Origin of the sequence: Kitasatospora sp. RG8, from assembly GCF_017813315.1 — a bacterium.
Classification (GTDB): Bacteria; Actinomycetota; Actinomycetes; order Streptomycetales; family Streptomycetaceae; genus Kitasatospora.
This window is the reverse complement of sequence record NZ_JAGIYX010000016.1, coordinates 150940-163519: the sequence shown is the minus strand read 5'-3', so window position 1 is coordinate 163519 and position 12580 is coordinate 150940. Positions and strand designations below refer to the sequence as shown.

At 72.6% G+C, this 12580-nt stretch carries 12 protein-coding genes; 4 read left to right on the top strand and 8 right to left on the bottom strand.

What is annotated here, in order from left to right; translation table 11 throughout:
• The first annotated feature begins 162 nt into the window (after positions 1-162).
• Positions 163-726, top strand: coding sequence for a hypothetical protein (locus J5Y04_RS23700; protein WP_209414097.1), 564 nt, complete (start codon positions 163-165; stop codon positions 724-726).
• An 87-nt stretch (positions 727-813) separates the two neighbouring features.
• Here the strand turns inward: J5Y04_RS23700 and J5Y04_RS23695 are convergent, their stop codons facing one another.
• From J5Y04_RS23695 to J5Y04_RS23680, 4 genes are all read right to left on the bottom strand, one after another.
• On the bottom strand, positions 814-1941 hold the full coding sequence (locus tag J5Y04_RS23695; RefSeq protein WP_148644419.1) for a GuaB3 family IMP dehydrogenase-related protein: 1128 nt from the start codon (positions 1939-1941) through the stop codon (positions 814-816).
• 162 nt (positions 1942-2103) lie between these two features.
• Positions 2104-3606: an IMP dehydrogenase gene (gene guaB / locus J5Y04_RS23690; RefSeq protein WP_148644418.1), complete on the bottom strand. Its 1503-nt coding sequence runs from the start codon at positions 3604-3606 to the stop codon at positions 2104-2106.
• Positions 3607-3866: 260 nt separating this feature from the next.
• Positions 3867-4466, bottom strand: coding sequence for an RNA polymerase sigma factor ShbA (shbA, locus tag J5Y04_RS23685; RefSeq protein ID WP_148644972.1), 600 nt, complete (start codon positions 4464-4466; stop codon positions 3867-3869).
• Between the two features lie 500 nt (positions 4467-4966).
• Positions 4967-5578, bottom strand: coding sequence for a response regulator transcription factor (locus J5Y04_RS23680; RefSeq protein ID WP_014136228.1), 612 nt, complete (start codon positions 5576-5578; stop codon positions 4967-4969).
• A gap of 561 nt (positions 5579-6139) precedes the next feature.
• On the opposite strand from J5Y04_RS23680, the gene J5Y04_RS23675 reads away from it, so the two are divergent.
• On the top strand, positions 6140-6466 hold the full coding sequence (locus J5Y04_RS23675) for a WhiB family transcriptional regulator (RefSeq protein ID WP_148644417.1): 327 nt from the start codon (positions 6140-6142) through the stop codon (positions 6464-6466).
• Between the two features lie 105 nt (positions 6467-6571).
• Here the strand turns inward: J5Y04_RS23675 and J5Y04_RS23670 are convergent, their stop codons facing one another.
• The 3 genes from J5Y04_RS23670 to groES form a co-directional block, all read right to left on the bottom strand.
• Positions 6572-7579, bottom strand: coding sequence for a LysR family transcriptional regulator (locus J5Y04_RS23670; protein ID WP_209414096.1), 1008 nt, complete (start codon positions 7577-7579; stop codon positions 6572-6574).
• Between the two features lie 133 nt (positions 7580-7712).
• Positions 7713-9341: a chaperonin GroEL gene (groL, locus tag J5Y04_RS23665; protein WP_209414095.1), complete on the bottom strand. Its 1629-nt coding sequence runs from the start codon at positions 9339-9341 to the stop codon at positions 7713-7715.
• Positions 9342-9475: 134 nt separating this feature from the next.
• Entirely contained in the window at positions 9476-9781 is a 306-nt protein-coding gene (gene groES / locus J5Y04_RS23660; protein WP_014136232.1) for a co-chaperone GroES, read from the bottom strand.
• Between the two features lie 248 nt (positions 9782-10029).
• On the opposite strand from groES, the gene J5Y04_RS23655 reads away from it, so the two are divergent.
• Positions 10030-10344 (top strand): hypothetical protein, encoded by a 315-nt coding sequence (locus tag J5Y04_RS23655; RefSeq protein ID WP_209414094.1) that lies wholly within the window; start codon positions 10030-10032, stop codon positions 10342-10344.
• On the top strand, positions 10341-11537 hold the full coding sequence (locus J5Y04_RS23650; protein WP_374106090.1) for a methyltransferase domain-containing protein: 1197 nt from the start codon (positions 10341-10343) through the stop codon (positions 11535-11537). The genes J5Y04_RS23655 and J5Y04_RS23650 overlap by 4 nt, the downstream gene beginning before the upstream one ends.
• A gap of 62 nt (positions 11538-11599) precedes the next feature.
• Here J5Y04_RS23650 and J5Y04_RS23645 read toward each other — a convergent pair whose 3' ends face one another.
• The gene (locus tag J5Y04_RS23645; protein ID WP_307853260.1) at positions 11600-12526 is read right to left on the bottom strand and encodes a polysaccharide deacetylase family protein; all 927 of its coding nucleotides are present in this window, start codon (positions 12524-12526) and stop codon (positions 11600-11602) included.
• Positions 12527-12580 lie beyond the last annotated feature (54 nt).

Here is a 12580-nt window from a genome sequence, read left to right as displayed (position 1 = left end):
TGTCCCGGGGGCCCGCGACCACCCGGCCCCCGGCCACGCGTGTCCGGGCCCGGCCGAACACGGCGCTCCGTGCCCGATCTGTGATCGAAAACGCTGTCCGACCGGCCCGGGGCGCTGCTAACGTTCGGCCGCTCACAGTCTTTCCGGGGGGATTCGACGCCCATGACCGCACCCGCACCCGGCGCTGACGGCCAGTCGGGACGTCCACGAACCGCCCAGCACTTCTCCGTCGCGCCCGAGCCGGAGATCCCCGAGGGCTACGTCGCCCCCGGCATGCCCGGCGCCCCGGTGACCGGCTACCGGCCCGCGCCCGCCGACGCGCCCTCGCGCCGACGGCGGACCGGTCCGGCCGTCGTGGCCGCCGTCGCCGCGATGCTGGCCGGCGCGCTCGCCTACGGCGCCGCCGTGGCCCGGGTCGAGGGCGGCATCGGCTGGCTCGCCATCGCCCTGGCCGCCGCCGTCGCCTGGCCGCTCGGCCGGCTCGGCGGCCGCAGCCACGTGCTGCCGCCGCTCGGCGCGCTGCTGGCGGCCGGCGCGCTCTTCCTCGGCCAGCTGCTCGGCCGGACGCTGCGCCTGCACCACCTGGCGGGCACCCCGTACGGCGAACTGCTCGGCGACGCCCTACGGCTCTGGCGCGCCGACCGGCACCCGCTGGACCTCGTCTTCTACGGCATCGCCGTGATCGGCGGCTTCCTGCTCACCCGGCGGACGGCCACCCCGAGCTAGGGCGGCCCCGGCCGGGGCCGGCCCGGACGCGACGGGGCCCCGCCGGACGCGATCCGGCGGGGCCCCGTTCCGTCACAGCACGGCTGCTCAGCGGTGGTTGAGCGCCGGGTTGACCGTGACCTCGACCCGCTGGAACTCCTTGAGCTCCGTGTAGCCGGTGGTGGCCATCGCGCGGCGCAGCGCGCCGAACAGGTTCATGGTGCCGTCGGGGGTGTGCGACGGGCCGGTGAGGATCTCCTCGGTGGTGCCGACGGTGCCGAGGTCCACCCGCTTGCCGCGCGGCAGCTCCTCGTGCACGGCCTCCATGCCCCAGTGGAAGCCCCGGCCCGGCGCGTCGGTGGCACGGGCCAGTGCGGCACCGATCATCACCGCGTCGGCGCCGCAGGCGACGGCCTTCGGGATGTCGCCGCTGTAGCCGACGCCGCCGTCCGCGATCACGTGCACGTAGCGGCCGCCGGACTCGTCCATGTAGTCGCGGCGGGCGGCGGCCACGTCGGCGACGGCGGTGGCCATCGGCACCTGGATGCCGAGGACGTTGCGGGTGGTGTGGGCGGCGCCGCCGCCGAAGCCGACCAGGACACCGGCCGCGCCGGTGCGCATCAGGTGCAGCGCGGCGGTGTAGGTGGCGCAGCCGCCGACGATGACCGGGACGTCCAGCTCGTAGATGAACTGCTTGAGGTTGAGCGGCTCGGCGGCGCCGGAGACGTGCTCGGCGGAGACGGTGGTGCCGCGGATGACGAAGACGTCGACGCCGGCGTCCACGACGGCCTTGGAGAACTCGGCGGTGCGCTGCGGGGAGAGCGCGGCGGCGGTGACCACGCCGGAGTCGCGGACCTCCTGGATCCGCTGCTTGATCAGCTCGGCCCGGATCGGGGCGGCGTAGATCTCCTGCAGGCGGCGGGTCGCGGCGGCCTCGTCCTCCAGCGCGGCGATCTCGTCCAGCAGCGGCTGCGGGTCCTCGTAGCGGGTCCAGAGGCCCTCCAGGTTGAGCACGCCCAGGCCGCCGAGGCGGCCGATCGTGATCGCCTGCTGCGGGGAGACCACGCTGTCCATGGGGGCGGCCAGGAACGGCAGCTCGAAACGGTAGGCGTCGATCTGCCAGGCGATCGAGACCTCCTTCGGGTCACGCGTACGCCGGCTGGGGACGACGGCGATGTCGTCGAATGCGTACGCCCGGCGGCCGCGCTTGCCTCGCCCGATCTCGATCTCAGTCACTTCGTTCGAGCCCTTCTGGTTTGTTGCTCATGCCCGCCGGGTCACCCCGGCCGCCCCCAGTATCCCGCACCGGCCCGTCGGCGCGCCGCGACGGCCCGCCCCCCGGACACGCGGAAGGGGCCCGTCGCTGCGGAAGCGACGGGCCCCTCGGCGTTCAGCGCGTCAGCGGCTCGTGTAGTTCGGCGCCTCGACGGTCATCTGGATGTCGTGCGGGTGGCTCTCCTTGAGGCCCGCCGAGGTGATCCGGACGAACCGGCCCTTGCTCTCCATCTCGGCCACGGTGGCCGCGCCGACGTAGCCCATGGTCTGCCGCAGACCGCCGACCAGCTGGTACAGCACCGCGGAGAGCGGGCCGCGGTAGGGGACCTGGCCCTCGATGCCCTCGGCGATCAGCTTCTCGTCCGACGTGACCTCGCCCTGGAAGTACCGGTCCTTGGAGAAGGACTTCGCCTGCCCGCGCGACTGCATCGCACCCAGCGAACCCATGCCGCGGTAGGACTTGAACTGCTTGCCGTTGATGAACAGCAGCTCACCGGGCGACTCCTCGCAGCCGGCCAGCAGCGAGCCCAGCATCACGGTGTCGGCACCGGCGGCGAGTGCCTTGCCGATGTCGCCCGAGTACTGCAGGCCGCCGTCGCCGATGACCGGCACGCCGGCCGCCTGGCAGGCGAGCGCGGCCTCGTAGATCGCGGTGACCTGCGGGACGCCGATGCCGGCGACCACGCGGGTGGTGCAGATCGAGCCGGGGCCGACGCCGACCTTGACGCCGTCCACGCCGGCGTCGATCAGCGCCTGGGCACCGTCGCGGGTGGCGACGTTGCCGCCGACCACGTCGACGCCGACGGCGGCCTTGATCTTGGCGATCCAGGCCAGGGCGTTGTGGCTGTGGCCGTGCGAGGTGTCCACGACCAGGAAGTCGACGCCCGCCTCGACCAGGGCCTGGGCCCGGTCGAACGCCTCGGCGCTGGCGCCCACGGCGGCACCGACCAGCAGACGGCCCTCGGCGTCCTTGGCGGCGTTCGGGTACTTCTCGGCCTTGACGAAGTCCTTGACGGTGATCAGGCCCTTGATCCGGCCCTCGTCGTCGACCAGCGGGAGCTTCTCGATCTTGTGGCGGCGGAGCAGGCCGATCGCGTCCTCGCCGGAGATGCCGACCTTGCCGGTGATCAGCGGCATCGGGGTCATGATCTCGCGGACCTGGCGGCTGCGGTCCGACTCGAAGGCCATGTCGCGGTTGGTGACGATGCCGAGCAGCTTGCCCGCCTCGTCCGCGATCGGCACGCCGCTGATGCGGAACTTGGCGCAGAGCGCGTCGGCCTCGGCCAGGGTGGTCTCCGGGCCGACGGTGATCGGGTCGGTGACCATGCCGGACTCGGAGCGCTTCACCAGGTCGACCTGGTTGGCCTGGTCCTCGACGGACAGGTTGCGGTGCAGCACGCCGACGCCGCCCTGGCGGGCCATCGCGATCGCCATCCGCGCCTCGGTGACCTTGTCCATCGCCGCGGAGAGCAGCGGGATGTTGACGCGCACGTTCCGGGAGACCCGCGAGGAGGTGTCGACCTGGTTCGGCAGCACCTCGGAGGCCCCGGGCAGCAGCAGCACGTCGTCGTACGTGAGCCCGAGCATCGCGAACTTCTCGGGTACGCCTGCGGCGTTGTAGGACATTTGGGGGTACCTTCCGTGGCCGGCCTATTCCGCTCGCGCCCTGAGGGTGGGGGCGCTGTCATCGCTCACTCGCTCAGGCCGCCGAAAGCTCGGTGTCTTCGGAGGAACCTCCAGGGGAACCCCGCTCGCACCCGCGAAACTTTGGCAACCCGCCCAGGCGCCGATACCCCATGGTACTGGCACCGCGAATGTGGACTCGTGTGCCCTTGACAACACCCGGCGCCCGTGGACCATTCCGGCGGGCCGGCCGGGCGCCGGATTCAGGAGGACTCCTCCGCGAGCGCCCTCAGTCGGCTGAGCGCCCGGTGCTGGGCGACCCGGACGGCGCCGGGCGACATTCCGAGCACCTCGCCGGTCTCCTCCGCCGACAGCCCGGCGGCCACCCGCAGCAGCACCAGCTCGCGCTGACGGGCCGGCAGGTTGGAGAGCAGCTCCTTGGCCCAGGCCGCGTCGCTGCTGAGCAGCGCCCGCTCCTCCGGGCCGAGCGCCTCGTCCGGCACCTCCGGCAGGTCGTCCTGCGGGACGACGGTCGAGCCGGGCCCGCGCATCGCGGCCCGCTGGAGGTCGGCGATCTTGTGGGCCGCGATGCCGTAGACGAAGGCCTCGAACGGCCGGCCCTGGTCCCGGTAGCGGGGCAGCGCGCAGAGCACCGCCACGCAGACCTCCTGGGCGACGTCGTCCACGTGGTGGCGGGCCCCGCCGGGCAGCCGCACCAGCCGGCCGCGGCAGTAGCGCAGTGCCAGCGGGTGGACGTAGGCGAGCAGCGCGTCGATCGCCGGGCCCTCGCCGCGGACGGCCGCCGCGACCAGCTCACCGACCAGGGGGGAGCCGCCGGTACCGAGGACCGGCGCCCGGCCGATCCCGCTCCCGACACCCGCCCCGCCGACGGTCACGTCCTCGCCGGCGCCGTGGTCGGTCCCGTGGCCCGGCTCGCAGTCGCCGGAATCCGCGTACGACGGAGCGCCGCCCGGGCCGGAGGGCTCGGCCTCCACCGGGTCCGCCTCGCCGGCAGCACCGGCAACGTCGTCACGCATCGGTCCATGGTGCCTGGTCGAACGGGAAAACGCGGCACCGCGTCCGGAGTTGTGCACCGGAACGTTATGCGGTGCGGCACCGGGCACCGCGCCACCGCGCACCACCGGCCCCTCCTGCACCGTGCCTCCCGCCCCGCCGCCGTCGGCGGTCCCGTCCGTCGCGCCGTCCGCCGAGTGTCCTGCGGCCGCGTGGTCCGCCGCAGCGCCTGTCCGCTGGTCCCCGAGGTGCTCCACTACTCCATGGTGCAACCTCGGGACCGTAACGTCACACGCCCCGGCGGGAGGAACCTCCAGCAGCGCGCCGCGCCCGGCGGCGCCGCCCGTGGTCAGCGGACCAGGCCCCAGCGGAAGCCCAGGGCCACCGCGTGCGCGCGGTCCGAGGCGCCGAGCTTCTTGAACAGCCGCCGGGCGTGGGTCTTCACGGTGTCCTCGGAGAGGAACAGCTCACGGCCGATCTCGGCGTTGCTGCGGCCGTGGCTCATGCCCTCCAGTACCTGGATCTCACGCGCCGTCAGCGTCGGCGCGGCACCCATGTCGGGGCTGCGCAGCCGGCGCGGGGCGAGCCGCCAGGTCGGGTCGGCGAGGGCCTGGGTGACGGTGGCCCGCAGCTCGGCGCGCGAGGCGTCCTTGTGCAGGTAGCCGCGGGCGCCGGCGGCCACCGCGAGGGCGACGCCGTCGAGGTCCTCGGCGACGGTGAGCATGATGATCCGCGCGCCCGGGTCGGCGGACAGCAGCCGCCGCACCGTCTCGACCCCGCCGAGGCCGGGCATCCGGACGTCCATCAGAACGAGATCGGAGCGGTCGGCCACCCAGCGGCGGAGGACCTCCTCCCCGTTCGTCGCGGTGGTGACCCGGTCGACACCGGGTACGGTCGCGACCGCGCGGCGAAGCGCCTCGCGGGCGAGCGGGGAATCGTCGCAAACGAGAACGGAAGTCATGACCGTCGTCCTCCGCAGCTGATCCGCGTCACGTTGAGCCTCCTGGCTGGTACGAATCTCTCCGACACGGCCGATTGGCGACGGACTACGTGCCGATCGCCTGAACTTCCCCGCGATCGTTCCCGACGTCCGGCGCCCGCTAACCGCCTCCGCACTTCCAACGACCGTCACTCGAATGAGTTACGGCTTTCAGGGCCATCTCCACCACTGTACGTGGCCAACCCGTTACCGATCAGCCGCATCGCGGTGCACACGCCGCACTTTTGTGCAGCTCGCGCGCGGTCGGCGTACGACCCGCACACCGGTGCCCGGTGTCGTGCGCCCGTCGGCCACCCGATTGCCACGGCCGCGCCCGCCGAAGTCCATGCCCACTTTGCCCGTTTTTATAGCTTTTGTATGGTCATTGACTGTTGTGCCACTCTGTGGGTGACTTGTCCATGGAGTTGCCGTAAGTCATATTTCCAGGTGTCCACACCAGCGCATCGAAGCCTCGCCGTGCCGCACCGCCCGAGCCCGCCGGTGACCGGCCCGTGGCCGACGAGCCTCTGAAGGGAATGAGCCATGGCAGATTTCTCCCGCCTCCCCGGCCCCAACGCCGATCTCTGGGACTGGCAGCTCTCCGCGGCCTGCCGCGGCGTGGACAGCTCGCTCTTCTTCCACCCCGAGGGCGAGCGCGGCGCCGCACGCAGTTCGCGCGAGGCCAGCGCCAAGGAGGTCTGCATGCGCTGCCCGGTACGCACCGAGTGCGCGGCGCACGCGCTGGCGGTCCGGGAGCCGTACGGCGTCTGGGGAGGCCTGACCGAGGACGAGCGCGAGGAGATGATGGGACGCTCGCGCAACCGTCTGGTGGAGGTGCCGCTGGCCGCGCCGACGGGGCTGCAGCGCTAGACGCTCGCCCGCGACGCGCCGTGGAGAAACGTTTCTTCGCGGCGCTTCACGCCGCCCGGGCGGCCGCTCCGCGCCGGGAGACGCGTACGGCCGCATGAGCCGGGGTCAGCGCCCGGCGGCCGCGCCCACCAGCCGCTCCAGCATCAGCGCCACGGCCGGCACCTCGGCGAGGTCCGGCAGGGTCAGGGCGACCACCTGCCGCACCGCGGGCGCCCCCGAGGCGGTCCGCACCGGCACCGCCGACACGCCGTCAGGGCGCACCGACTCCAGCGCCAGCCCCGGCAGCACCGCAACCCCGAGCCCGGCCGCCACCAGGCCGACCACCGCCGGGTAGTCGTCGGTCGCGAAGTCGATCCGGGGCTCGAAGCCCGCCCCCGCACAGAGCTCCACCAGGTGTCCCCGGCACTGCGGGCAGCCGGCGATCCACTGCTCCCCGGCCAGCTCGGCCAGCTCCACCGGCCCGTCGCCCCGCCCGGCCAGCGGGTGCGCGGCGGGCAGCAGTCCGACCAGCGGGTCGTCCAGCAGCGGGGTGACCACCAGGTCGGACCAGTCGGTCCCCGCACTGAGCTGCTGGGCCTCCAGGTTGGCCTCGGCCCGCGCCTCGCGCGGCGTGCCGTGCGCGGGGACGGCGGCCGGCGCCGGGGCGCCGCCGGGGGCCTGCGGGTAGCGGAAGGCCAGCGCGACCTCGCACTCGCCGCCGCGCAGCATCGCCAGCGACTCCGGCGGCTCCGCCTCGACCAGCGACACGCGGACCCCCGGATGGCCGCCCCGCAGCCGGGCGACGGCCGGCGGCACCAGGGTGGAGCTGGCGGTCGGGAAGGAGACCAGCCGCACCCGCCCGGCCCGCAGTCCGGCGATCGCCGCGACCTCCTCCTCCGCGGCGGAGAGCCCGGCCAGGATTCCGGTGGCATGCTTGAGCAGCACCCGCCCGGCCTCGCTCAGCTGCATGCCGCGCCCGGAGCGGACCACCAGCGGTGTGTCCACGGACTTCTCCAGGGCCTTCATCTGCTGGCTGATGGCGGGCTGCGTACAGCCCAGCTCGCGGGCGGCGGCGGAGAAGGAGCCGGTGCGGGCGACGGCACGCAGGACGCGCAGATGGCGGGCCTCGATCATGTGTTAGTTATAAGCCAAGCTTTGCCATATGCAAAATTCTCCTGATAGTTGAACGCTGAAACACGCCCAACGCCGGAGGCCCGGCCCGGCTCCCGGAGGAGCAGGGACCGGGCCTCCGGTCACTGATCAGGCGTCAGTGGGAGTGGCCGTGACCGCCGTGCGAGTGGCCGTTGTCGGCCTCCTCTTCCTTCTTCTCCACCACGAGGGTCTCGGTGGTGAGCAGCAGGGAGGCGATCGAGGCGGCGTTCTCCAGCGCGGAACGGGTCACCTTGACCGGGTCGATGACGCCGGCCTTCAGCAGGTCGCCGTACTCACCGGTGGCCGCGTTGAAGCCGTGACCGGCCTCCAGCTCGGCGACCTTGTGGGTGATGACGTAGCCCTCCAGGCCGGCGTTCTGGGCGATCCAGCGCAGCGGCTCGGCCAGCGCCTTGCGGACGACCGCGACACCGGTCGCCTCGTCACCCGACAGACCCAGGCCGCCCTCCAGCACCTTGGCGGCGTGGACGAGGGAGGCGCCACCACCGGCGACGATGCCCTCCTCGACCGCGGCACGGGTCGCCGAGATGGCGTCCTCCAGGCGGTGCTTGCGCTCCTTCAGCTCCACCTCGGTGGCGGCGCCGACCTTGATGACGCAGACGCCGCCGGCCAGCTTGGCCAGGCGCTCCTGCAGCTTCTCGCGGTCCCAGTCGGAGTCCGTGTTGGCGATCTCGCCCTTGATCTGGGCGACGCGGCCGGCCACGGCCTCGGCGTCACCGGCACCGTCGACGACGGTGGTCTCGTCCTTGGTGATCGTCACGCGGCGGGCGGTGCCCAGCACGTCCAGACCGGCCTGGTCGAGCTTGAGGCCGACCTCCTCGGAGATGACGGTGGCACCGGTCAGGGTGGCCAGGTCGCCCAGGATCGCCTTGCGGCGGTCACCGAAGCCCGGGGCCTTGACGGCGACCGCGTTGAAGGTGCCGCGGATCTTGTTCACCACGAGGGTGGACAGCGCCTCGCCGTCGACGTCCTCGGCGATGATCAGCAGCGGCTTCGAGGCACCGCCCTGCAGGATCTTCTCCAGCAGCGGCAGCAGCTCCTGGATGGAGGAGATCTTGCCCTGGTTGATCAGGATGTACGGGTCCTCCAGGACCGCCTCCTGACGCTCGGCGTCGGTGACGAAGTACGGCGAGAGGTAGCCCTTGTCGAACTGCATGCCCTCGGTGAAGTCCAGCTCCACGCCGAAGGTGTTGGACTCCTCGACGGTGATGACACCGTCCTTGCCGACCTTGTCGATCGCCTCGGCGATCAGCTCGCCGACCTGGGTGTCCTGCGCGGAGAGGGACGCGACGGCGGCGACGTCGTCCTTGCCCTCGATCTCGCGGGCGATGGACAGCAGGTGCTCGGAGACCGCGGCGACGGCCTTGTCGATGCCCTTCTTCAGGGCGGCCGGGCCGGCGCCGGCGGCGACGTTGCGCAGACCCTCGTTGACCAGGGCCTGGGCCAGCACGGTGGCGGTGGTGGTGCCGTCACCCGCGACGTCGTTGGTCTTGGTGGCGACCTCCTTGACGAGCTGCGCGCCAAGGTTCTCGTACGGGTCGTCCAGCTCGACCTCACGCGCGATGGTGACACCGTCGTTGGTGATGGTCGGCGCACCGAACTTCTTGTCGATGACGACGTTGCGGCCCTTGGGGCCGATGGTCACCTTGACGGTGTCGGCCAGCTTGTTGACACCGCGCTCCAGCGAGCGGCGGGCGTCCTCGTCGAACTGCAGGATCTTCGCCATGTTCCCTATTCCCTCGGGGCTGCGGACGGCACGCCGGCCGCCGGACTACGTGAACCAACAACCACGCCCCGGGCCCCTGTCACTGGGACACGGATCCGGGGCGGGCTGGAACGACTGATACTTCTCGGTGCTGCTTACTTCTCGATGATGGCGAGAACGTCGCGCGCCGAGAGGACGAGGTACTCCTCGCCCTGGTACTTCACCTCGGTGCCGCCGTACTTCGAGTACAGGACGATGTCACCGACGGCGACGTCGAGCGGCAGACGCTGGCCGTCCTCGAAGCGGCCCGGGCCGACGGCCAGGACGACGCCCTCCTGGGGCTTCTCCTTGGCGGTGTCCGGGATAACCAGGCCGGAGGCCGTGGTGGTCTCGGCGTCGAGCGGCTGGACCACGATGCGGTCCTCGAGCGGCTTGATGGCAACCTTGCTGCTGGTGGTCACGTCCGAGCTCCCCTTCGGAGATTACGGGGTTGTCTAACGGGTATTGGCGAACCTGCGGATCTGCCGTCGCGGGGGTCAGACACGCTTCTTCGCGTTAGCACTCTCCTGGTGGAGAGTGCCAAGGACGACCATAGGCCGCGGTTAGCACTCAGTCAACCAGAGTGCCAACGGCGCGCCCGTGCGTTTCGGGCGGCGCGATGAGTAGCCGTACTCATGTGCGACGGACCTCCCCGGGCCAGACTTGCGCCATGGCCAACACTCCGGTCCGCATCGGACCGTCCCGGCCGCGGGACGCCCTGCTCGCGCTCGCGGCCCTCCTGCTCCTCGCGGCCGTCCCGGTCGGGGTCCTCCTGCTGACGCTCGCCTTCGCCGCGGCCGTGCACGGCGGACACGACGTCGTCCTCACCGTGGGCCTGTTCACCGCGGCGGCCGCCTGCGTCGCCGTCCCGCTGCCGGTGATGCTCCGCAGCCGGCGGGCCGGGTACGAGCTCCTGCCGGTCGCCGCCGTCCTGGCACCCTTCCTGCCCACGCTCTGGCTCTGCCTGGGCCTGCCCGGTCTGTGACCGGCGAGAATGGCCCTGTGGAGACCGAGAACCTGCAGCCCCTGCTGACCCCCCAGGGCCAGGCCCTGCTCGCCGAACTGCGCGAGTTCGCCCCCGAGGAGGAGCTGGCGCTGGCCACCCGGCTGCGGCGGGAGCACCCCGCGGAGCTGGTGTCGGCGGCGTTCGGCCAGGCCCGGCTGCGGCAGCGGGCGCGGGCCAAGTTCGGCGAGGACGCCGACCTGATGTACTTCACGCCCAACGGGGTCGAGCAGTCCACCCGGCGCAGCGTCGCCGAGTGGCGGGCGCAGCGCTTCGCCGGGCTGGGCGTGCGCCGGCTCGCCGACCTCTGCTGCGGGATCGGCGGGGACGTGCTCGCGCTGGCCCGGGCCGGGATCGAGGTGCTCGCGGTCGACCGGGACCCGGCGGCCTGTGCCGCCACCGCCGCCAACGCCGCCGCACTGGGCCTGGCCGACCTGGTCGAGGTGCGCTGCGCGGACGTCGCCGACATCGACGTCACCGGCTTCGACGCGGTCTTCACCGACCCTGCCCGCCGCACCGCGCGCGGCCGGGTGTTCGACCCCGAGGCGTACGCCCCGCCGCTCTCCTGGGCGGTCGAGGCGGGCCGGCGCACCCGGGTCGGCGCGCTGAAGGTGGCCCCCGGCATCCCGCACGAGGCCGTCCCGGCGGACGCCGAGGCCGAGTGGGTCTCCGACCATGGCGACGTCAAGGAGGCGGTGCTCTGGTTCGGCACCGGGGCCCGGCGCCCGCACCGCGCCACCCTGCTGCCGCAGGGCGCCTCACTCGTCGGCGGCGACCTGCCCGACCCGCCGGCCGGCCCGGTCGGCCGCTACCTGTACGAGCCGGACGGTGCGGTGATCCGCGCCCACCTGGTCGCCGAGGTGGCCGAGCAGGTGAACGGCCGGCTGATCGACCCGAAGATCGCCTACGTCACCTCGGACGAGCTGGTCGCCACCCCGTACGCGCACGCCTTCGAGCTCACCGACGTGCTGCCGTTCCACATCAAGAAGCTGAAGGCGCTGCTGCGCGAGCGGGGGGTCGGCACGGTGGTGATCAAGAAGCGCGGGATGGCGATCACCCCGGAGGAGCTGCGCCGCCAGCTGAAGCCGAGCGGCCCGAACTCCGTCACGGTGATCCTCAGCCGCACCGACCACGGCCCGCTGATGATGCTCGGCCGGCCGGTCCAGGCACCCTAGGCGGTCGGAGGACCCAGGCGGTCGGGGGGCCTAGGAGGTCGGGAGCCTAGGCGAACGGGGGCCTAGGAGGCCGGGGCCTGGATGTAGTCCTCCAGCCGGGCCACTGCGAAACCCTGCTCCTGGATCCGGGCCAGGAGCTCGCCGAACATCTGCGTCATCGTCGCACCCTTGAGCTCCTTCGGGCCGCGGAAGTGCGCCAGGATGATGTCGCCGGACTTCAGCTTCTGGTCCGCCGCCTGGTACTGCATGTCGTGGATCTGCATCGACTCGCGCCAGAGCACGATGGCCCGCGGGCCGCACTGCTGCACCGAGGTGTTCAGGGTCGGCGTGTTGGCGCCGTCCCCGAACGGCGGGCGGAACAGCAGCGGCGCGGTGCCGTACTGCTGGGTGAGCGCGGACTGGGCGTCACAGATCTCGGACTTCTGCTTCTCCGCCGGGATCTTGCTCATCACCGGGTGGTCCACGGTGTGGTTCTGGACGTGGTTGCCGAGCGCCTGGAGCGGCTTGAAGTAGCCGTAGTTGTCCTTGACGATGTCGCGGGTCAGGAACATCGAGACCGGCACCTTGAGGTCGGTCAGCATCTCGACGAACTTCGGGTCCTTCTCGGCGCCGTCGTCGATGGTGACGAAGACGACCTTGTCGGTCGTCTTCACGTCGCTGAACACCGGTACCGGGCCCGTCCGTTGGAGCTTCACCGGCTTGTCGGCGGGCGGCGCGGGGGCGGGCGGCAGCGGCTTGAGGTTCCACTTCGCCCAGGCCGCGGCGTCCCCGGCGGCCGGCGCCGCGGCGGGCGTGGTGGCGCCCGGGGTCCGGCCGGCGGGCGTCCCGGAGGCGGCGCCGGAGGACTGCGCCGCGGCGGGCGGGGTGGCGACCATGGCCGCCTTGCCGGACCCGCCGCTGCCGCCGCTGCCGCATCCCGTGGCGGCGGCCAGCAGGGCCAGCGCCCCCACCGCGTACGTCCTCGCCCTGCCCCGCCCGTACCTCTTCACCGCGCCGCGCTCCCCGGTCCCGTCCAGCCGTCTCTCAGCTATGTGCACGGTAGC

Excerpts from the sequence above, each read along its gene's own strand:
- J5Y04_RS23670 (WP_209414096.1), bottom strand. The coding sequence starts at position 7,579 with ATGATCGAGGCCCGCCATCTGCGCGTCCTGCGTGCCGTCGCCCGCACC.
- guaB (WP_148644418.1), bottom strand. The coding sequence starts at position 3,606 with ATGTCCTACAACGCCGCAGGCGTACCCGAGAAGTTCGCGATGCTCGGG.
- J5Y04_RS23675 (WP_148644417.1), top strand. The coding sequence starts at position 6,140 with ATGGCAGATTTCTCCCGCCTCCCCGGCCCCAACGCCGATCTCTGGGAC.
- groL (WP_209414095.1), bottom strand. The coding sequence starts at position 9,341 with ATGGCGAAGATCCTGCAGTTCGACGAGGACGCCCGCCGCTCGCTGGAG.
- J5Y04_RS23700 (WP_209414097.1), top strand. The coding sequence starts at position 163 with ATGACCGCACCCGCACCCGGCGCTGACGGCCAGTCGGGACGTCCACGA.
- J5Y04_RS23680 (WP_014136228.1), bottom strand. The coding sequence starts at position 5,578 with ATGACTTCCGTTCTCGTTTGCGACGATTCCCCGCTCGCCCGCGAGGCG.
- J5Y04_RS23655 (WP_209414094.1), top strand. The coding sequence starts at position 10,030 with ATGGCCAACACTCCGGTCCGCATCGGACCGTCCCGGCCGCGGGACGCC.